At 73.4% G+C, this 18,238-nt stretch carries 16 protein-coding genes and 1 pseudogene; 14 read left to right on the top strand and 3 right to left on the bottom strand.

What is annotated here, in order from left to right; genetic code table 11:
* Positions 1–109: 109 nt before the first annotated feature.
* The 6 genes from ACZ4TG_RS32050 to ACZ4TG_RS32025 all read left to right on the top strand — a co-directional run bounded on the left by ACZ4TG_RS32050 (position 110) and on the right by ACZ4TG_RS32025 (position 5,696).
* Positions 110–1,708, top strand: a complete 1,599-nt coding sequence (locus ACZ4TG_RS32050) for an ABC transporter substrate-binding protein (RefSeq protein WP_468169632.1) — start codon at positions 110–112, stop codon at positions 1,706–1,708.
* Between the two features lie 46 nt (positions 1,709–1,754).
* The gene (locus tag ACZ4TG_RS32045; RefSeq protein WP_468169942.1) at positions 1,755–2,720 is read left to right on the top strand and encodes an ABC transporter permease; all 966 of its coding nucleotides are present in this window, start codon (positions 1,755–1,757) and stop codon (positions 2,718–2,720) included.
* A complete protein-coding gene (locus ACZ4TG_RS32040) occupies positions 2,713–3,582 on the top strand; it encodes an ABC transporter permease (RefSeq protein ID WP_468169630.1) in 870 nt (289 codons plus the stop codon). Before ACZ4TG_RS32045 ends, ACZ4TG_RS32040 begins: the two co-directional genes overlap by 8 nt.
* 227 nt (positions 3,583–3,809) lie before the next feature.
* Complete coding sequence (locus tag ACZ4TG_RS32035; protein WP_468169939.1) at positions 3,810–4,751, top strand: ABC transporter ATP-binding protein; 942 nt, start codon at positions 3,810–3,812, stop codon at positions 4,749–4,751.
* Positions 4,744–5,403: an ABC transporter ATP-binding protein gene (locus tag ACZ4TG_RS32030; RefSeq protein WP_468169627.1), complete on the top strand. Its 660-nt coding sequence runs from the start codon at positions 4,744–4,746 to the stop codon at positions 5,401–5,403. The genes ACZ4TG_RS32035 and ACZ4TG_RS32030 overlap by 8 nt, the downstream gene beginning before the upstream one ends.
* Positions 5,404–5,501: 98 nt before the next feature.
* Entirely contained in the window at positions 5,502–5,696 is a 195-nt protein-coding gene (locus tag ACZ4TG_RS32025) for a hypothetical protein (RefSeq protein ID WP_468169624.1), read from the top strand.
* Here ACZ4TG_RS32025 and ACZ4TG_RS32020 read toward each other — a convergent pair.
* On the bottom strand, positions 5,686–7,047 hold the full coding sequence (locus tag ACZ4TG_RS32020) for a (2,3-dihydroxybenzoyl)adenylate synthase (protein WP_468169621.1): 1,362 nt from the start codon (positions 7,045–7,047) through the stop codon (positions 5,686–5,688). The two genes, ACZ4TG_RS32025 and ACZ4TG_RS32020, sit on opposite strands and share 11 nt — an antisense overlap.
* A 276-nt stretch (positions 7,048–7,323) precedes the next feature.
* Between ACZ4TG_RS32020 and ACZ4TG_RS32015 the strand changes: the two genes are divergently transcribed.
* Positions 7,324–8,892: a hypothetical protein gene (locus tag ACZ4TG_RS32015; RefSeq protein ID WP_468169619.1), complete on the top strand. Its 1,569-nt coding sequence runs from the start codon at positions 7,324–7,326 to the stop codon at positions 8,890–8,892.
* Positions 8,893–9,012: 120 nt separating this feature from the next.
* Here ACZ4TG_RS32015 and ACZ4TG_RS32010 read toward each other — a convergent pair whose 3' ends face one another.
* Positions 9,013–9,657, bottom strand: a complete 645-nt coding sequence (locus tag ACZ4TG_RS32010; protein ID WP_468169616.1) for a cytochrome b/b6 domain-containing protein — start codon at positions 9,655–9,657, stop codon at positions 9,013–9,015.
* Positions 9,641–10,459 (bottom strand): molybdopterin-dependent oxidoreductase, encoded by an 819-nt coding sequence (locus ACZ4TG_RS32005; protein WP_468169613.1) that lies wholly within the window; start codon positions 10,457–10,459, stop codon positions 9,641–9,643. The genes ACZ4TG_RS32010 and ACZ4TG_RS32005 overlap by 17 nt, the downstream gene beginning before the upstream one ends.
* A 382-nt stretch (positions 10,460–10,841) precedes the next feature.
* On the opposite strand from ACZ4TG_RS32005, the gene ACZ4TG_RS32000 reads away from it, so the two are divergent.
* The 7 genes and pseudogenes from ACZ4TG_RS32000 (at position 10,842) to exaC (ending at position 17,961) form a co-directional block, all read left to right on the top strand.
* Positions 10,842–11,921 carry a hypothetical protein gene (locus ACZ4TG_RS32000; RefSeq protein ID WP_468169611.1) on the top strand — a complete coding sequence of 360 codons (1,080 nt, stop codon included), beginning with the start codon at positions 10,842–10,844 and terminating at the stop codon, positions 11,919–11,921.
* A gap of 5 nt (positions 11,922–11,926) precedes the next feature.
* A pseudogene (locus ACZ4TG_RS31995) lies at positions 11,927–12,898 on the top strand (glycine-rich protein); the annotation flags it as partial.
* A 119-nt stretch (positions 12,899–13,017) separates the two neighbouring features.
* The gene (locus tag ACZ4TG_RS31990) at positions 13,018–13,719 is read left to right on the top strand and encodes an Ig-like domain-containing protein (RefSeq protein ID WP_468169936.1); all 702 of its coding nucleotides are present in this window, start codon (positions 13,018–13,020) and stop codon (positions 13,717–13,719) included.
* A 295-nt stretch (positions 13,720–14,014) separates the two neighbouring features.
* The gene (locus tag ACZ4TG_RS31985) at positions 14,015–14,419 is read left to right on the top strand and encodes an SAV_915 family protein (RefSeq protein ID WP_468169608.1); all 405 of its coding nucleotides are present in this window, start codon (positions 14,015–14,017) and stop codon (positions 14,417–14,419) included.
* Positions 14,420–14,453: 34 nt separating this feature from the next.
* Complete coding sequence (gene lysA, locus ACZ4TG_RS31980; protein WP_468169933.1) at positions 14,454–15,785, top strand: diaminopimelate decarboxylase; 1,332 nt, start codon at positions 14,454–14,456, stop codon at positions 15,783–15,785.
* Positions 15,772–16,320 (top strand): universal stress protein, encoded by a 549-nt coding sequence (locus tag ACZ4TG_RS31975; RefSeq protein ID WP_468169605.1) that lies wholly within the window; start codon positions 15,772–15,774, stop codon positions 16,318–16,320. The genes lysA and ACZ4TG_RS31975 overlap by 14 nt, the downstream gene beginning before the upstream one ends.
* 117 nt (positions 16,321–16,437) lie before the next feature.
* On the top strand, positions 16,438–17,961 hold the full coding sequence (gene exaC, locus ACZ4TG_RS31970) for an acetaldehyde dehydrogenase ExaC (RefSeq protein ID WP_468169602.1): 1,524 nt from the start codon (positions 16,438–16,440) through the stop codon (positions 17,959–17,961).
* Positions 17,962–18,238 lie beyond the last annotated feature (277 nt).

The raw sequence follows: 18,238 nt of genomic DNA, 5'->3' as shown, positions 1-18,238 counted from the left end.
ACTGACCGGTTTCGTCTCTTCTCGTCCTGTCTGGCATTATTGCGATCTCTTTGCAATAAGAGCTGATCTTAAGCAGTACGAAAACCGGCAATACAGGGATGTGCACAGCATGACGGCCCGGACAGCACGGGGAGTGGCCGGCGCGACGCTGGCCGCCGCACTCATCACGGGCGTGGCGGCCTGCTCCAACCCCTCCGGCGGCCCGGCGGGATCCGCGGGCGCGGACTCCGCCGTCGTCGGCATCGCGACCGAGCCGGAGACCCTCAGCCCGCTCCTCGGCTACGGCAAGGACGGCAACTCCAAGATCTTCGACGGACTGCTCACGCACGACGCGGACATGAAGCTGCGGCCCGCACTCGCCGAGGCCCTGCCGGAGGTCTCCCCGGACGGCCTCACCTACACCTACCGGCTCCGCCAGGGCGTGAAGTTCAGCGACGGGCAGCCCTTCGGCGCCAAGGACGTGGTCTTCACCTACCGGACGATCCTCGACGCCAAGACGAACAACGCCTCCAAGACCGAGCTCGACGCGATCGACGGCGTCGAGGCGCAGGGCGACGGCGCCGTCGTGTTCAAGCTGAAGTACCCCTACGCACCCTTCGCCGAGCGGACCGTACTGCCGATCGCCCCCGAACACCTCGCGGGCAGGCAGGACGTCAACAGCGGCGACTTCACCACCAGGCCCGTCGGCACCGGCCCGTACGTCCTCACCGGCTGGTCCAGGGGCGAGAAGCTCAGCTTCAAGGCCAACCCGGCCTACTGGGGCGGCGAGCCGGCGGTGAAGAAGTTCACCATGGCGGTCATCAAGGACGACGACGTGCGCGCCACCCGGCTGCGCTCCGGCGAGCTCGACGCGGCGATCCTGCCGCCGAACCTCGCGAAGGGCCTCGGCGGGGAGAAGGGGCGCACGACCTACGCCGCCAGGACCTTCGACTACCGCAACGTGACCCTCCCGACGCACCACAAGGTCACCGGCGACACGGCCGTCCGGCAGGCTCTGGACATCGCCGTCGACCGGAAGACCATGGTCGACAAGCTCCTGGAGGGCGCGGGCAAGCCCGCCTACGGCCCGGTCCCCACCGACAGCCCCTGGTTCACCGCCGGTACGGAACGCAACCACGACCTCGACCGGGCGAAGAAGATCCTCGACGACGCCGGCTGGAAGGCCGGCGACGACGGCATCCGCGCCAAGGACGGGGTCCGCGCCTCCTTCCCGCTCTGGTACACCTCCGGCGACAAGATCCGCCAGGACCACGCACTCGCCTTCGCCTCCGACGCCAAGAAGGCCGGCATCGAGGTCAGGACCGAAGCCGGCACCTGGGAGGTCATCGAGCCGCGGATGAAGACCGACGCCGTCCTCGCGGGCGGCGGCTCCCCGGCCGACCCCGACTTCGACCAGTACCTGCTGCTGACCTCCTCGCTCGCGGGCGACGGCTTCAACAACATGGCCCGGTACGACAACAAGACCGTCGACCAGGCGCTGGTGGACGGGCGCCGGAGCGGCGACCCGGCCGCGCGCAGGACCGCGTACGACACCGTGCAGCGCGAACTGGTGAAGAACCCCGGCTACGTCTTCCTCACCCACATCGACCACCTGTACGTGGTGAACGACAAGTGGGACGGGCTCTCCACCCAGGTCGAGCCGCACGACCACGGCCTCGGCTCCGGACCCTGGTGGAACGTCGAGAACTGGAAGCCGAAGCAGAAGTGAGCCCCACCAAGTGACCTCCCGCTCCGTCCGCCTCCCCTGGGGGCCGATGGCGCGCATGGCCGGGCGCCGGACGCTGTTCGCCGCCCCCGTCCTGCTCGCCGTCACCTTCGGGGTCTTCGCCGTCGCCGCGCTGTCCCCCTTCGACCCCGTCAAGGCGTACGCCGGCACGGCCGGGCTCACCGCCTCGCAGGCCGGACTCGACCAGCTGCGGGCCAACCTCGGCGTGGACCAGCCCCTGACGGCCCGCTGGTGGGAGTGGCTCACCTCGGGGCTCACCGGCGACCTCGGCACCTCCTCCGTCATGCGGCAGCCGGTCGCCGACGTGATCGCCGAGCGCGTGGGCTGGTCGGCGCTGCTCGCCTCCAGCGCCTTCGCGCTGGCGGTGCTGCTGGGCACGGCGCTCGGGGTGCTCGCCGCCCGGCGGCAGGGCGGCCCCCTCGACCGGATCGTGTCCGCGCTCGCCTACACCCTGGAGGCGGCCCCGGCCTTCTGGCTCGGGCTGCTGGCCATCTGGTTCTTCTCCGTGCGGCTCGGCGTACTGCCCTCCGGCGGGCTGACGGACGCGGCCGGCGACTCGGTCACCTTCGGCCAGGTCGCCGCCCATCTGGTGCTGCCCGCACTGGTGCTCGGGATCTCGCAGCTGCCGTGGTTCTTCCTGTACGCACGCCAGGGCGTGGCCGACGCGCTGGAGGAGGACCCCGTACGAGGGGCCCGTGCGCGGGGCGTGGCCGAGCGGCGGGTCCTGGTCGGCCACGCGCTGCGCTCCGGGATGCTCCCGATGCTGACGCTGATCGGATCGCGGGTGCCCGAGCTGATCACCGGCGCGCTGCTGGTGGAGACCGTCTTCAGCTGGCCCGGCATCGCCGCGGCCACCGTATCGGCCGCCACCTCGGTGGACTTCCCGCTGCTCGCAGCCCTCACCGTGCTGGCCACGGCGGCGGTGCTCGCCGGGAACCTGCTGTCCGACCTGCTGTACGGGCTCGCGGACCCGAGGGTGGGCTTCGATGGCTGAGCTCTCCTGGCGTTCCCGCGGCCGGCCCGGCCGCCGCTCGACGCGCGGCGTCCGCGTCCGGATCTCGGCGGGAACCGTCGCCCTGATCGCCCTGGCGGTACTGCTGGTACCGCCGCTCGCGCAACTCGACCAGCAGGCGGTCGACTTGTCGGCAAAGCTCCTGCCGCCCTCCTGGGAACACCCCTTCGGCACCGACGACGTCGGCCGCGACCTGCTGCTGCGCTGCGTCTACGGGCTGCGGGTCTCGCTGCTGGTCGGCCTGGTCGCCGCCCTGGTCGCCACCGTGATCGGGACCGCGGTCGGCGCGGCGGCGGGGGCGCTCGGCGGGTGGACCGACCGGCTCGTGATGCGGGCGGTGGACGCCCTGTCCTCCATCCCGCACCTTTTGCTGGGCATCTTCATCGTGGCCATGTTCCGCCCGGGGGTGTGGCCGGTCGTGGTGTCGGTGGCGCTGACCCACTGGCTGTCGACCGCCCGGATCGTCCGTGCGGAGGTCCTGTCCCTGCGGTCCCGGCCGTTCGTGGACGCGGCGATCTCGGGCGGCGCCTCCCGGTGGCGGGTCGCCGTCCGCCACCTCGTCCCGGGTGTGCTGCCCCAGGCCGGGCTCGCCGCCGTACTGATGATCCCGCACGCGATGTGGCACGAGTCCGCGCTGTCCTTCCTCGGCCTCGGCCTGCCCTCCCACCAGGCCAGCCTGGGCAACCTCGTGCAGACCGCCCGGGGCTCGCTGCTGGCCGGCGACTGGTGGCCCACCCTCTTCCCGGGGCTGCTGCTGATCGTCCCGACGCTGGCCATCGCCGGCCTCGCCGGCGCCTGGCGCGACCGCCTGAACCCCCGGCGCCGCTCGGAGCTGACGCTGTGACCGTGGACCCCCGGGCCGCCGCCGGTGACGGCCTTGCCTCCCGCGATGCCCTTGCCGCCGGTGACGGCCTTGCCTCCCGCGGTGCCCATGCCGACCGCGGTGGCCGTGCCTCCCGCGATGGCCTTGCCGCCGGTGATGCCCTTGGCTCCCGCGAGCTCGCGCCGAGGCCCCCGGAGGCTTTCGGTGGGGCCGTCCTCAGGGTGGACCGGCTGTCCGTGCGCTTCCGCATGCGCGGCGACCGGTACGTCGAGGCCGTCACCGACGCCACCTTCACCCTCGCCCCCGGCGAATGCCTCGTCCTCGTCGGCGAGAGCGGCTGCGGCAAGTCCGTCCTCGCCTCCGCCCTCCTCGGCCTCCTCCCCGGCAACGCCGAGACCGCCGGGTCGGCCCGTCTCGCCGACGGCCTCGATCTGCTGGCCACCGACGAGGCCACGCTCGCCCGGACCGTCCGGGGCCGCCGCGTCGGCCTCGTCCCCCAGAGCCCCGCCGCACACCTCACCCCGGTCCGCACCATCCGGTCCCACCTGGAGGAAACGGTCCGCGAGCTCACCGCACGCGGTCGCGGCGCCGACGGGCCCGCCACGATGCCCCCGGCCGGGCACCGGGCGCGGAAGGCGCGACTGCGCGAAGCGGCCGAAACGGCGGCCGCCCGGGCGGCGTTCCCCGCCTCCCACCTCGACCGCCACCCCCACGAACTCTCCGGCGGCCTCGCCCAGCGCGCCGCCACCGCCCTCGCCCTCGTCGCGGACGCCCCGCTGCTGCTCGCCGACGAGCCGACCACCGGCCTCGACCGGGACCTCGTCCACCGCACCGTCGACGAGCTGCGGGCCCACACCCGGGAGGCCGGCCGGGCCCTGCTGATGATCACCCACGACCTCGCCGCCGCCGAGCGGATCGCCGACACGGTCGCCGTGATGTACGCCGGGCGGATCGTCGAAACCGCCCCCGCCGAAGCGTTCTTCGGCGCGGCCGGGCCCCGGCACCCCTACGCCCGCGGGCTCCTCGACGCCCTCCCGGAGCGTGCCTTCACCCCCGTGCCCGGCGCCCCGCCCGAGCTCGGCGCGCTGCCGCCGGGCTGCGCCTTCGCCGAGCGCTGCGCACTGGCCGACGCGGACTGCCGGGCGCAGCGCCCGCCGCTCACCGAAGGGGTGGCCTGCCACCATGCTTGAGCTGAAGGGCATCACCGCCGGGTACGACCGCCGCGCTCCCGTCGTGCGGGACGCGCACCTCACGCTGGCACCCGGAGAGGCCCTCGGGCTGCTCGGCCCCAGCGGCTGCGGCAAGTCCACGCTGGCCAGGGTGGCCGCCCTGCTGCACCGGCCCGACCGGGGGACCGTGGTCCTCGGCGGCCGCACCGCGACCGGCTTCCGGCATCGGGCCCCGCGCTCCCTGCGCATCGAAGTCGGGGTCGTCTTCCAGCAGCCCCGTCTGTCGGCCGACCCCCGCCTCAGGCTGCGCGACCTCGTCGCAGAACCGCTCCGCGCAACGGGCCGACGTACGGAAGTGGCATCGGTCGTCGGGGAGTTGACGGAACGTGTCGGGCTCGGCGCGGATCTGCTCGCCCGGCGCCCCCACGAGGTGAGCGACGGGCAGCTCCAACGCGCCTGCCTGGCCCGGGCCCTGGTGCTGCGGCCGCGCTGGCTGGTTTGCGACGAGATGACCGGGATGCTGGACGCCTCGACGACGGCCGCCCTGGTCGCAGTGGTCGAGGAGTACCGCGCCGAGACCGGGGCGGGGCTCCTCGCGGTGGGTCACGATCCGGTACTGCTCGGCCGCTGGTGCGACCGTACGGCCCGCTGGGACGAGATCGTCAAGGACTGACCGGCGGTCACGGACGGTCAACACCCGTACGGCGGACACGTGTTTCGCCCGAAGGGACCCTCCGCTGCGCCACCATGGCCGCGCGTAAGGAGGTTTCTATGGTGATTTCCCTCTCCGTGATCGTCCTGCTCCTCGTCCTCGCGTGGATCTTCCTGCGCGGAGGCGGGCTCAAGTTCTCCCACGCCCTCGTCTGCGTCCTGCTCGGCTTCTACCTCGCGAGCAGCAGCGTCGCCACGGCCATCCACGACGGCTTGGAGGCCACCGCGGGCGTCGTGTCCGCCTTCAATCCCTAGGAGCGTCCTCGATGCGGCCGGTCACCACCAGGTCGCCGTCCGGGGTGCGCCGCGCGAGGTCGCCGGTGCGGAAGTAGCCGTCGGGGGTGAAGGAGCGCGCGTTGAGGTCGGGCGCCCGGTAATAGCCCCGCGGGGTGTAGGGACCGCGGACGAGGAGTTCACCGGGCTCCCCGTCGGGCACGTCCTCGCCGTCGACGTCGACGATGCGGATCTCATCGTCGGGGGAGAGGGGCCGGCCGTGGGTGGTGAGCGCGGTCTCGTCCGGATCGGCGGGCCGGGTGAGGGTGAGCAGCCCCTCGGCCCTGCCGAAGACCTGTTGCACGCGACAGCCCCATGCGGCGGCCATCCGTTCGCCGGTCGTCCGGTGCGGGGGCGCGCCACCGCTCTGCACGAGGCGCAGGCTGCTCAAGTCGGCCCGGACGGTGGGAAGCGCGTCGAGCCAGAGCCGGGCGACGGCGGGTAGCACCGACGTGATGGTGACCCGTTCCCGTTCGATGACCCGGAGGCATTCGGCGGGTTCCGGGTCCTCGGCCAGGACGACGGTGCCGCCGACGGAGAGGGTGCCGACGATGCCGGGGCTGCCGAAGGCGAAGTGGGACGCGGCGGGCAGCGCGGCCAGATACACGTCGTTCTCGGTGAGCGACACCAGCTCGGCGGCGGCCCGCGCCTGGTAGGCGTAGTCGTTGTGGGTGCGCGGGACGAGCCGGGGCGCCGTGGCCCCACCGCCGGAGAGCAGGAAGAACGCCACCTGGCCGGCGCTCTGCGCGAGCGCCCGGTCGGGCGGGGAGTCGATGGAGCCCAGCGGGAAGTAGTGGCAGCCCGACGGGTCGGTCGTGAAGCCGCCGTACGGGGACGAGGTGCCCGGTGTCTCGAAGGGGAACACCCGCCGCAGGAAGGGTCCTGCGGCCGCGATGTCCGCGGCCATCGCCGTGTGGTCGAAGCCCTGGTACGTCGAGGGACCGACGTAGCCGACGGCCTGGGTGACCCGTACGAGGTGGGACACCTCGGTCGCGCGGTGCGAGACCGGGCAGAGCACGGGGACCACACCGGCGCGCATCAGCGCGAACACGGTGGCGACGAACTCGGGGACGTTCGGCAGCTGGACGACCACCCGCTGCCTCGGCCGCAGGCCGCGCAGCCGGAATCCGGCGGCCATGCGGTCCACGCGCCGGTTCAGGTTCGCGTACGTGATGCGGGTGTCGCCGTGCACGAGCGCGGTCCGCGGTCCGTACTGCTGGGCCCGGTCGCGCAACAGGTTGTCCAGCGTGTGGCCCTGCCAGTGTCCGGCCGCCCAGTAGCGGTCCACGAACTCCTCGGGCCAGGGTGTGCAGCCTTCGAGCATGGATGTCATTCGCTTCCCCCGCCGTCTTGATCTTGGCAATCCAAACCGTCGACACCCCTGTACGCAATGTGCTTTCCGGACCACGGACGCCGGATGCCATCAGCGGAAAGCCCAAGGGTGGGCCGCTGACCAGGAGGAACGGGCGGGGCTCGATGATCGACTGTTGCGCCTTCGTGAATCATCGGGCACTTCCATGGACTCTTCGGACGGCGCGACCTAGCGTCTGGCGGCGGCGCGATGTCAGACGCAATGTCAACAAGACCGAAGACAACGGAGGAAGTCCGGATGTTCCGAAGAGCGCTGCACTGCGCTGTGGTCCCGGCCCTCGCCGCATTCGTGGCGATGTACGGGATCTCCCCGGCGCAGGCCGAGGGGATACCCAAGGCCCCCGGCCACCGCCTGGTCAGCCACTACGACGGCGCCCCCGCCGCCGCCGTCCCGCTGCCCGGCGAAGCCCCGCCGCAGCACCCGTACCTCGCGCCCAACGGCCGCAGCGGCATGCACTCCGACGCGGCCGGCAGCGCCACCTCGCCCTGGTCCGGGCCGCTCGGCAGGAACCCGCAGGTCACCAGCGAGAAGATCGCCGCGCTGGGCGGCGAATGCGCCACCGCCACCTTCGACACGGGCGGCCGGCTCGTCACCGTGTGCGGCACCTTCTCCGGCTTCAAGGTCAAGCTCCTCGACCCGCGCACGCTCGCCACGCTCGCGGAACACCAGCTCCCGCAGCGCTCTTCGACGGTCGAGGCGATCACCTCGCTCGACTTCGCGAAGATCTTCAAGGACACCTCCGGCGGGGCCTACTTCTACCTGGACAACCAGGACCGGGCGGTGCTGGCCGATTCCCGCCAGCACATCCTGCGCCTGGCCCATTCGCAGAACCCCGACGGCAGCTGGAAGTTCACGGTCGACAACGACTGGGACCTCACCGGCCAGGTCCCGCACGACTGCGTCAGCTGGACCAACCTGTGGCCCAGCGGCACCTGCGACCCCGTCACCTCCGTCATGCCCGACTGGAACGGCCGCATCTGGTGGGTGACCCGCCAGGGCCGCGTCGGCACCGTGGACCCGGCGACCTCGCAGATCCGCTCCGTCCGGCTCGACGGCGAGGAGATCCAGAACTCCTTCTCGGTCGCGCAGGACGGGGTCTCCATCGTCACCGACCACGCCCTGTACAGCTTCCGCGCCGGCGCCGACGGCACCCCCATGGTGCAGTGGCGCCAGACGTACGACCGGGGGACCGGCACCAAGCCCGGCTCCGTGAACCAGGGTTCGGGCACCACCCCCGACCTCTTCGGCAACGGATACGTGGCCATCACCGACAACTCCGACGACCGGATGAACGTCCTCGTCTACAAGCGCGGCGTGGACGTACCCGCCGACCAGCGGCTCGTGTGCAAGGTCCCGGTGTTCGGCCCCGGCGCCTCGACCACCGACAACTCCCTGATCACCTGGGGCAACAGCATCGTCGTCGAGAACAACTACGGCTACGAGAACCCCACCACCCTGCTGTTCGGCAAGTCCGTCGTCGGCGGTGTCAGCCGCATCGACGTCCGGGCCGACGGCAGCGGCTGCGACACGGTGTGGGAGAGCGGAATCCGCTCGCCCTCGACCGTGCCGAAGCTGTCCACCGCGAACGGGCTGCTCTACTTCTACGAGAAGGAGCCCAACTCCTGGGGCATCGACGCCTGGTACCTCACGGCGGTGGACTTCCGCACAGGTGAGCGCCGCTGGCGGCAGCTGACCGGCACCGGCCCGCTGTACGACAACAACTGGGCTCCGATCACCCTCGGCCCCGACGGCACGGCGTACGTCGGCGTGTTCAACGGCATCGTCGCGGTCCGCGACGGCGGCTGACCCGGACGGCGGGGTCTGCGGGCGGCGGGGCGGGTGCCCGGACAGGGGCCCGCCCCGCCGCACGCACGCGCGGGGGCGGGAGCCCGCAGGCGGCCGGGCCCCGCCCCCGCCCGTCAGCCGTCAGCCGTCCTGCCTCCACAGCGGGTGTTCGCGCTCGGCCCAGGCCCGCTCCACCGAGCCCGTGCGCAGGCCGCGCCGGGCCTCCGGATCGCCCAGGGCCTTCCCGATGTGCCCGGCGAGGACGATGCCGAGGGCCAGGGCGAGCCAGTCGTGGACGAAGGTGGCGCCGGTCCGCCAGGCGAGCGGCCCGAGACCGGTCAGCCACATCAGCAGCCCGGTGCCGAGCATCACCAGGACCGCCCCGGCCACCCAGCCGGCGTACACCTTCTGCCCGGCGTTGAACTTCCCGGCGGGTCTCGGCCCCTCACGGCCCCGGCGCAGCGCGGAGCGCAGCCAGACCCTGTCGTGCGGCCTGAACCGGTTGAGGCGGCCCAGATCGGCGCGGAAGGCCCGGGAGGCCAGGCCGAGCAGGAACGGGGCGACGAGCAGCAGGCCGGACCACTCGTGGACGGTGACGACGAGGTGCCGGCGCCCGACGAGTTCCGCCAGCGGCGGCAGGTAGAGGCAGCCGGCCGACCCCACGCAGACGCCCATCAGCGCGGCGGTGCCCCGGTGCACCCAGCGCTGGGAGCGGCCGAAGCGCCTGACCCGGCCGGTTGCTCCGGAGGGTCCCGCGAGTTCGCCCGGTTCAGACCGTAGGGGCATCGTCGCGTCCGTTCGAGGTGCCGACCCAGGCGTCCACGTCGTATCCGAGGCGTTCCCAGTAACCCGGTTCCACCTCGCGGGTGAGGGTGATGCCCGAGAGCCACTTCGCCGACTTGTAGAAGTACATGGGGGCTACGTACAGCCGTACCGGTCCGCCGTGGGAATGGCTCAGCGGCTGGTCCCGCATCCGCAGGGCCACCATGACGTCGTCCCGGCGGGCCTGCGGGAGCGTCAGGCTCTCGGTGTACGCACCGTCGAAGCAGCTGAACCGGATGGCCCGCGCCTCCGGCCGCACCCCGGCGGCGTCGAGCAGCCGCGACAGCGGAACACCCTCGAAGGGCGTGCCGGGGACCCGCCAGCCGGTGACGCACTGGACATCGCGCACCACCCGGGTCTGCGGGAGCCGCCGGAGCGTTTCGAGGTCGTACGTGGCCGGTCGCTCGACCAGGCCGTCGACGGTCAGCCGGTAGTCCCCGGGGGCGCGTTCGGGCACGGACGAGGTGACCGAGTAGTACCGGAACCCACCGCCGTTGGGCAGCAGCCCGGTCAGCCCGGTCGGATCCTTGCCGGCGGCGGCGCCGAGCGCGCTTTCCAGGCCGCGCTGGAGGTGGGGGGCGGCGGCCAGCCCGGCCGCGCCGAGCCCGAGCATCCCCAGCACGAGGCGCCGTCCGACCGGGACGCCGAGGAGGTCGGGGTCCCGTTGCCCGTGCACCTCCGCTCGCGGCCCGCGCGGGGCTTGCGGTCCTTGCGGCCCCGGTGGTCCTGCGCCCGCCGGTCCCCGGTCCGCCCGTTCTGTGCTCATGCGCCGATTCGACCACCGCCGTCCGCCGGGCACCAGGTGCGGGGGCGGCCCGTCAGACTTCCGTCACATCTGTCGGCCGCATATCGGTGGGCAGCGAAACCTTCGCGGAGTCGGCATCTGCTACCCGCACGTACTGAATTACCCCGTAGATGCGGTGTATGGATCCTGTTAGAGTCCGCATGCGCAATGCAGGGTGCGGGCGGTGAATCGACTGTTCCGCATCTGGTCCCACCACCCCGGGGCGCTCCCCCGGAGCCGGCGGAAAGCCGGCCCCGCACCCTTCGGCCGCACCCTTCTGCGCACGGCGCTTCCGTACGCACGGCACCCCCGCACACGGCGCCCTGCTGCGTTTTCCTGCCGCGAATCCCACAAGGGAGATTCCATGAAATCGGGGCTTCTGCTCCACCGGGTCACCGGTAAGGCACTCGTCATCGGCGCCGCCCTGGCCCTGGCGATACCGTCGACCGCCTTCGCCAACTCCGTGAGCGTGACGGTGAAGACGCCGGGCGCCACCGCCGGACCCGCCGCGACCTTCGCGGAGATCTCGACCCACGCCGACTGCGCGAGCGGTCTCGTCTCGGGCGGCGGGATCGACCAGGCCATCGGCACCGGCACGTCCTCCAACGGCAACAAGGTGAACGGCACGTCGCCGAGCCCGGACGGATCCACCGAGTACCTCGGATCGACCGGGGCCGTCGGCACCGACGTGACGCACTGGCTCGGCATCGGCGGCAGCGGCGGCGCGGTCAACGCCTCCTTCTCCTCCACCCCTTACGCGGTGTGCTTCACCAGCAGTCTGATCAACCACACCCAGGTGGTCATGAACAAGACCGCCGGACCCACCACCGCCTCGACGGTGGGCCTGGTCACGGCCACCTGCCCGGCCAACACCCGCCTGCTCGGCGGCGGAGCCAGGATCACCCCTGCCGATGTCGGCAGCCTGAAGCCGATCGCCAGCTTCCCCACCTTCAACAACGCCGGGCACGACTTCGGCCGGAAGGCCGCGGCCGACGGCGAGTCCAACCCCGACTCCTGGAGCGCGGTCGGCTGGAACGGCGGTGGCGGCGGCACCGGCAACACCACCTACGCCTACGCGATCTGCAGCGGGAACGGCATCAACATCAGCGGCACCACGGTCAAGGTCCGCCACTCCGAGGTCAGCGGCCCGACCGCCGCGACCGCCGGCCAGACGGCCACCGTCGGCTGCGGCGGCGGCGACGGCAAGCTGATCAGCGGCGGCGCCGCGGTCAGCGGTGGCAGCGTCACGACCACCGACTTCACCGGCCCGGGATCGCCCGGCGACCACCTCAACGGCAGCTTCCCCAGCAACTCCGGCGGTACCCCGGTCGGTGACGGCGCCACCACGGCCGCCTACTGGACGGCCGACGCCCACACCGGGGGCGGCAGTTCGCCCAACACCTACACCGACGCCTGGGTGCTGTGCGCCGACGACGGGGTCTGAGAGCGATGAACCACGGATCGAGCAACCGCTTCACCCTGACCGGACCCGGGCTGCCGGGGCCACGGCCGTCCGGACCCACCCGGTCCCGATTCAGGTCCAGGGCCGCCGTGGTGGCCGGCGCCTCCGGGCTGCTGGCCGCCCTGGTGGCGCCCCTGAGCGCCACGGCCGACACCGCGGCCGCGCCCGGCCCGTGCGGCACCGGCGGCGTGTTCAGCGCCGCCCCGCCGTCCTGCACGTACGCGGCGGCGGGCACCGACCTCTTCACCGTCCCCGACGGGGTGACCGAGGTCGCCGTCGACCTGTTCGGCGCGGAGGGCGGCAGCGCGGCCGGCTACGTCAGCCCCAACCCCCCGAACACCGGAGCACGCGGCGGACTCGGCGGCGAAACCCGCGCGACCCTGGCCGTCACCCCCGGCCAGAGCCTCCAGATCACCCTGGGCGCCGCCGGCATCCCCGGAACGTCCCGGCACGGCGAGTACGCCCGGCCCGGAGGCTACGGCCACGGCTCCGGCGGCGGCGGCGCCCACGGCGGCGGCGGATCCGGCGGTGGCGGCTCGGACGTGCGCGTCGGCGCCTTCGGCCCGGCCGACCGGGTCCTGGTGGCGGGCGGCGGCGGAGGCGCGGGCAACGGCGGCCCCCTGCTGCGCGGCGGTGACGGCGGCGGCCCGGTCGGCGAGGCCGGCGGCCACGGCGGCGGCCCGGAGGGATCCGGGATCGGCGGCACGGGCGGAACCCAGACCGCGCCCGGAACCGGCGTCCGCACCTCCCCGCTCGGCGCCCCCGGAGGCAACGCGAGCGACATCGACCAGAACACCGGCCTGCCCAACCCGGGCAGCGGCGGCACCGGGGGCAACGGCGCCCGCGGCGGCAACGGCGGCGGCGGGGGAGGCGGCGGCTACTTCGGTGGCGGCGGCGGCTCCGGCGGCGGCAACCCGGACAACCTCTACGGTGCGGGCGGCGGCGGGGGCAGCAGCTTCGCGGCGCCGTCGGCGACCGGAGCCTCGCTGCTGCCCGGCGTCAACAAGGGCGGCGGCAGGGCGGTGGTCTCGTTCCGCTACGGCACCACCACCGCCCTCGCGGCGATACGGCGACCCCGCTGTTCGGCCACGCCGTCACCCTCACCGCCACGGTCGCCGGTCCGGCGGGCGCGGCCGCGGGCACCCCGACCGGCACGGTCACCTTCTCGGACGGCGCGAAGCCGCTCGCGACGGTGCCGCTGAGCGGGGGCCAGGCCCGCTTCAGCACCGGCTCGCTCCAGCCGGGAGCGCACGCCGTCACGGCCGCCTACAGCGGGGACCCGGCCTACGTGCCCGGCGCGACGGCCGGCCCGGCCGGTGTCACGGTCGGGTTCAGCGGGCCCTGCGTCACCGGCGCCCGCCTCGCCCCGCTGACCGTGCCCGACGGCCAGTCGCTCTGCATCGGCCCCGGCGGCAGCCAGGTCGGCCCGGTCACGGTGCGGCCCGGCGGAGCCCTGGCCGTACTGGGCGGCGCGATCACCGGCCCCGTCGCCTCCGACGGGGCGCGCGCGATCGCCGTCTGCCGGTCGAAGCTGACCGGCCCCGTGGCCGTCCGGCACAGCAGCGGCCTCGTACTGATCGGCTCCGAGCAGGACCTCGGGAACGGGGCCTCCTGCGCCGGCAACACCTTCACGGGGCCCGTGACCCTGGACGGCAACACCGCGGGGGTGGAACTGTCCGCGAACAGGGTCAACGGCCCGCTGGGCTGCCAGGGCAACGACCCTGCGCCGCACCAGAGCGGCAACACCGTGACCGGGCCGCGGTCCGGTCAGTGCCGGTGAGCGGTCGTGAGCGGTCGTGAGCGGTCGTGAGCGGCGGTGACCCGGCCGTGAGCCGCTCGTGAGCCGCTCGTGCACGGGCTCCCGCCGGTGAACCGACGCATGCCGCGCCGCCCCCGGACCGGGGCGGCGCGGCACGGTGCGTATGGGCGGCGTCAGCGATGGCCCGGTTCCCGTATGCGTTGCGTCATGAGGACTCGGAGTGCCGCGACCCGGGCATAGCGTCGAGGCATGCCCCGGACCGCCTCCCCGCGCCGGGGCCTCCCGTCCCTTCCGAGGGTCCTCCAGGAGGAATCCCATGGCAGAGCTCATGTGCGGCGAAGACCCCGAGCCTTCCGAACGCACCCCGGCCGGACCGCTGTTCGTCCCCGTTCGGCCGGGGCCCGCGGGGTGCACCGCCCGCATGTTCCGCACTCCCCTCGGCGACCGGACCGCCGTCGGCTTCACCACCCCGGGCCGGCTGACCGCCACCCTGGGCCCCGACCAGCCCTGGATCCGGCTCGCCGAGACCGCGCTGCGGGCCCTCACCGCGCCGCTGGGCGTCACCACCGTCACCGTCGACCCCCAGCTCTGCATCCCCCGTACCGCACCGGGGAGCGACCGGCCGGACACCCGGCGCACGTCCCCGGTGCCCCGGGAGCCGGGCCGGGCCGCGCTCCGGGAGCCGGACGTGGCCCTGGCCCGCGCGCTGTGGACCGTCTGAGAGCCGCGAAGGGACCCGCACACCCATGACCACGATGCAGTACCAGCCCGGCACCTCCTCTGCCGCCCCGGAAGACCTGTCCGTCTGGCCGGCCTCCACCACCCGGATCGCCGACGGCGGCCTCGCCGTCGCGGGCGTCCCCCTCACCGAGATCGCGGAACGCTTCGGCACCCCCGCCTACGTCCTGGACGAAGGGGAGGTCCGCGACCGCTGCCGCACCTACCGGCACGCCTTCCCCGAAGCCGAAGTCCTCTACGCCGCCAAGGCGTTCCTCTCCCGCGCGATGGTGCGCTGGGTGGCCGAGGAGGGCCTGGGCCTCGACGTCTGCTCGGCGGGCGAACTGGAACTGGCCGTCACCGCCGGGTTCCCGCCGGAGAAGATCGCCCTGCACGGCAACGCCAAGTCCCCGCAGGACATCGAGGCCGCCCTGCGCCTCGGCGTGGGCCGCATCGTCATCGACAGCCCGTCGGAGATCGCCAGGCTGGCCGCCGCCGTCGGACCCGGCGGCAGCCAGCGCGTGATGGTGCGCGTCACGCCCGGCATCTCCGCGGGCGGCCACGAGAAGATCCGCACGGGGAGCGACGGGCAGAAGTTCGGGCTCTCCCTCAACGACGGCTCCGCCCAGCACGCCATCGCCCGGATCCTCACCCAGCCGCAGCTGCGCCTCACCGGCCTGCACTGCCACCTGGGCTCGCAGATCACCACCATCAAGCCGTACCTCGCCGCGGTCCGCCGCATGGTCGGGCTGCTCGCGCGGATCCGCGACTCCCACGGCGTCGTGCTGTCCGAGCTCGACATGGGCGGCGGCCACGGCATCGCCTACCGCCCCGGCGAAGCGGCCCTCGACATCACCGCGCTGGCCGCCAGGATCCGTACGGAACTGGCCTCGGGCTGCGCCGCCGCCGGGCTCCCCGTGCCCCGGCTGCTCATCGAACCGGGCCGGGCCGTCGTCGGGCCCGCCGGCATCGCCCTCTACCGGGTGCTCGCCGTCAAGCGCGGCGGCGAGCACGTCTTCGTCGCCGTCGACGGGGGCATGAGCGACAACCCCAGGCCCGCGCTGTACGGGGTGCGCTACGCACCCCGGCTGATCGGCCGCCGTTCGTCCGCCGCACCCGGCGAGGCCACCGTCGTGGGCCGGCACTGCGAGGCGGGCGACGTGATCGCCGCCGGGGTCGAGCTCCCCGGCGACGTCCACCCGGGCGACCTGCTCGCCGTACCGGTGGCCGGCGCCTACCACCTGTCGATGGCCTCCGGCTACAACATGGTGGGCCGCCCGCCGGTGGTCGCCGTGGCGGGCGGCTACGCCCGGCTCCTCGTACGTCGTGAGTCGCTCGACGACTTCCGCAGCCGCGATGTCGGCCTCTGACCGGGCCCGGCCGACAGCCGTGGGCCGGCGCGTCGTCGTGGGCGCGAGCGGCTCCCTCGGCAGCCTGGCGGCCCTGCACCGGGCGGCGGCCGAAGCGCGCGCCCGGGCAGCCGAGTTGTGGGTCGTACTGGCCTGGCAACCGCCCGGAGGCGGACTCGGCAGCCGCGGCCTCTGCGACTCCTCGCTGCTCGACCGGTGCCGGGAAGCGGCCGTCGAGCGGCTCCGGGAGGTCCTGGACACCGCCTTCGGGACGGCCCGGGCCGGGGTGACCGTGGCCGGGCTGACCGTCCGGGGCACCCCCGGCGCCGCCCTGGTCGACACGGTCCGCGACGGCGGCGACCTCCTCGTGGTCGGCACGGGCACCCGCACACCCCTGCTCCGCGCACTGCGGCCCTCGGTGGCCCGTTACTGCCTGGCGCACGCCGCCTGCCCGGTCCTCGCGGTACCGCCGAGCCCGCTCCAGGCCGACCTGGAAGCCGTGCACCGGCGGAGCCTGTGGGGGCTGCCGCTGGACGCACGCGGGCTCGCGGGCTGATCCCCGTACGGCCCGCCGGGCAGCGGGGGCGTGCAACGTATCCGCAACCTGCCCGCTCCTAGCCTCCTTCCCGAGTGCCGGCCGACGGCGGCCGGCACCCGGCAAGGGGAGGACTCCATGGCCCGATTCGCTGCGCCCGGAACCGAAGGCGCGCTGATGTCGTACGCGTCCCGCTACGACCACTACATCGGCGGGGAGTACACCCCTCCGGTCCGCGGCCAGTACTTCGCCAACCCCTCCCCGGTGACCGGAGAGCCCTTCACGGAGATCGCCCGCGGCACCGCCGAGGACGTCGAGCGCGCGCTGGACGCGGCGCACGCCGCCGCCCCGGCCTGGGGGCGCACCTCCGTCACCGAGCGGTCCGCGGTCCTGCTGCGCATCGCGGACCGCATGGAGCGGAACCTGGAGGCCCTCGCGGTCGCGGAGACCTGGGAGAACGGCAAGCCGGTACGGGAGACCCTCGCCGCCGACCTGCCGCTGGCCATCGACCAGTTCCGCTACTTCGCGGGCGCGCTGCGGGCCCAGGAGGGGGCGCTCAGCCAGCTCGACGACGACACGGTGGCCTACCACTTCCACGAGCCGCTGGGCGTGGTCGGCCAGATCATCCCGTGGAACTTCCCGATCCTGATGGCGGTGTGGAAGCTGGCGCCGGCGCTGGCCGCCGGGAACGCGGTGGTGCTCAAGCCCGCCGAGCAGACCCCGGCCTCGGTGCACTACTGGCTGAGCCTGGTGGCGGACCTGCTGCCGCCGGGGGTGGTCAACATCGTCAACGGCTTCGGTGAGGAGGCCGGCAAGCCGCTGGCGTCCAGCCCGCGCGTGGCGAAGATCGCCTTCACCGGGGAGACCAGCACGGGGCGGCTGATCATGCAGTACGCGGCGGAACACCTCAAGCCGGTCACCCTCGAACTCGGCGGCAAGAGCCCGAACCTCTTCTTCGACGACATCTGGTCGACCGACGACGACCTGCGGGACAAGGCCCTGGAGGGGTTCACGATGTTCGCCCTCAACCAGGGCGAGGTGTGCACCAGCCCCTCGCGCGCCCTGATCGAGCGCGGCCGCTACGGCGACTTCCTCGACGCGGCCGTCGCCCGCACGGAACTGATCGTGCCGGGCCACCCGTTGGACACCGGGACGATGATCGGCGCCCAGGCCTCCGAGGAGCAGCTCAAGAAGGTCCTGTCGTACGTGGAGATCGGCCAGCAGGAGGGCGCGAAGGTCCTGACCGGCGGCCGGCGCATCGAGCACGGCGGCGACCTGGCGGGCGGCTTCTACGTCGAGCCGACCATCTTCGAGGGCGACAACCGGATGCGGATCTTCCAGGAGGAGATCTTCGGCCCGGTGGTCTCCGTGACCTCCTTCCAGGACTTCGACGACGCCGTCCGCATCGCCAACGACACGGCCTACGGCCTGGGCGCGGGCGTCTGGACCCGCGACATCAACACGGCCTACCGCGCGGGCCGCGCCATCCAGGCCGGCCGCGTCTGGACGAACTGCTACCACGCCTACCCCGCCCACGCGGCCTTCGGCGGCTACAAGCAGTCGGGCATCGGCCGCGAAACCCACAAGATGATGCTGGAGCACTACCAGCAGACGAAGAACCTCCTGGTCTCGTACTCACCGAAGCGTCTCGGCTTCTTCTAGAGCCTCAAGCCGGCTGCCTGGAGGCGCCGTTACGCTCCAGGCAGCCCGACACCGGAGTCACTCTCGGTCAGCAACAGGCTGCCTCAAGTCGATGGTCGAGCTGCCCGAGGTCTGTCCCCTTCATGACGTGGAACCAGCTCCACCTGGCCCGGATGCTCAAGGACGCCAGCGGCACCCCGGCGTACGGCAGCCAGCGCTCCGAATAGGGCGCCGGCTGCCGCTTCGACTTTCCCTTCCTCGGCGTACCGTTCCAGCTGTTCCCGTCGCATGATCAGGT

This window comes from Streptomyces sp. NPDC028314 (assembly GCF_055565795.1).
Note: the sequence above shows the minus strand (reverse complement) of the source record. Positions and strands in the feature narration are given on the sequence as shown.